The 1,021-nt window shown below is 69.2% G+C and carries 3 protein-coding genes; 1 reads left to right on the top strand and 2 read right to left on the bottom strand.

The genetic code is table 11. The annotated features are described in order from the left end of the window. On the bottom strand, positions 1 to 253 hold a 253-nt coding region (locus HUK84_RS19910), incomplete at its 3' end, for a 2-oxoglutarate dehydrogenase E1 subunit family protein (RefSeq protein WP_176641749.1). Positions 254 to 344: 91 nt separating this feature from the next. Here HUK84_RS19910 and HUK84_RS19905 point away from each other — a divergent pair. Beyond that, a complete protein-coding gene (locus tag HUK84_RS19905; RefSeq protein ID WP_176641748.1) occupies positions 345 to 635 on the top strand; it encodes a hypothetical protein in 291 nt (96 codons plus the stop codon). Positions 636 to 676: 41 nt separating this feature from the next. Here HUK84_RS19905 and zapE read toward each other — a convergent pair. Further along, a partial coding sequence (zapE, locus tag HUK84_RS19900) for an AFG1/ZapE family ATPase (protein WP_176641747.1) occupies positions 677 to 1,021 on the bottom strand: 345 nt, incomplete at its 5' end.

Genomic DNA, 1,021 nt, shown 5'->3' with positions numbered 1-1,021 from the left:
GGCTTTCGACCGAAACCGGTGCGGCGGCGGCCGCGGGCACTGCCGCCTCGGCGATCATCGCGGCGCGCGGCGACCACGAGGCCCCTTCGGCATCCTGCAGGATCGCAGCGCTTTCCTCGTCCATGACCGAGAACAGGGTGGCGAAGGATGGATCGACGCTGCCAGGGTCCGCCGCCCAGCGGGCATAGAGTTCGGCCAGATAGGCCGTGTTGGCGCCGCTGAACGCGGTCGACAGGATATCTACGCCTGCCATCTTGACGACATCTCCTCGCTCGCGGCCCGCATGGCCGCGTCATTGTCCGGTCGCGCACCGTGCCCGCCGATCATGACGGAATTCCGGCCCGATGCCGACCGATGCCCAACCCTACTGTCACGTTTCGCGGCCCGCCGCCCAATATTCGTCACGGGCAGGATTGCTCTGCGCGCATGCTCACCTTTCCGTTCCCGCCGGGCAAGAGGCGCCGGCGCCGGCACGGGCGGCCGGACGGCGCCGTGCGGGCCGATTTCCGGACACGGCGCGCCAGATCGCAGAAAATCAATCGCAGAAAATCACCGGCGATACCCAAGCAAAGAGCGCATCGCTTGCCTACCGCCCCGCCGGTCACAGCCCTGCCATGGTCATCACGATGACGTGACGAAAGGGAGCGGCGGGGCGGGGACCATGGCAGCGCGCCGCTCATGACAGGTGCGGCAGGTCCAGATAGGCCGCGCCTTGCATTTCCGCGAGGCGCGAGGCCGTACGCTCGAAAGCCTCGGCGCCCCGGCCTTGGCGGTAGAGCGCGTCGGGCTGGTCCTCGGCCGAGGCGAACAGCTTGACCTTCTGCTCGTACAGCGTGTCGACCAGCACGATGAAGCGGCGCGCCAGATCGAAATTATCCGGCCCCAGGCGCGGCACGTCGTCGAGCACCAGGGCGGCGAAGCGGGTGGCCAGCGCCAGATAGTCGCCCGCCCCCAGCGCCCGGCCGCACAGATCGGCGAAGGTGAAGCGCGCGACCGGACCGGCGGCCACCGGCACCGCGAC

Source organism: Nguyenibacter vanlangensis, assembly GCF_013376155.1.
Lineage (GTDB): Bacteria > Pseudomonadota > Alphaproteobacteria > Acetobacterales > Acetobacteraceae > Gluconacetobacter > Gluconacetobacter vanlangensis.
The sequence above is the reverse complement of the archived record's forward strand: the minus strand, read 5'-3'. Positions and strand labels throughout refer to the sequence as shown.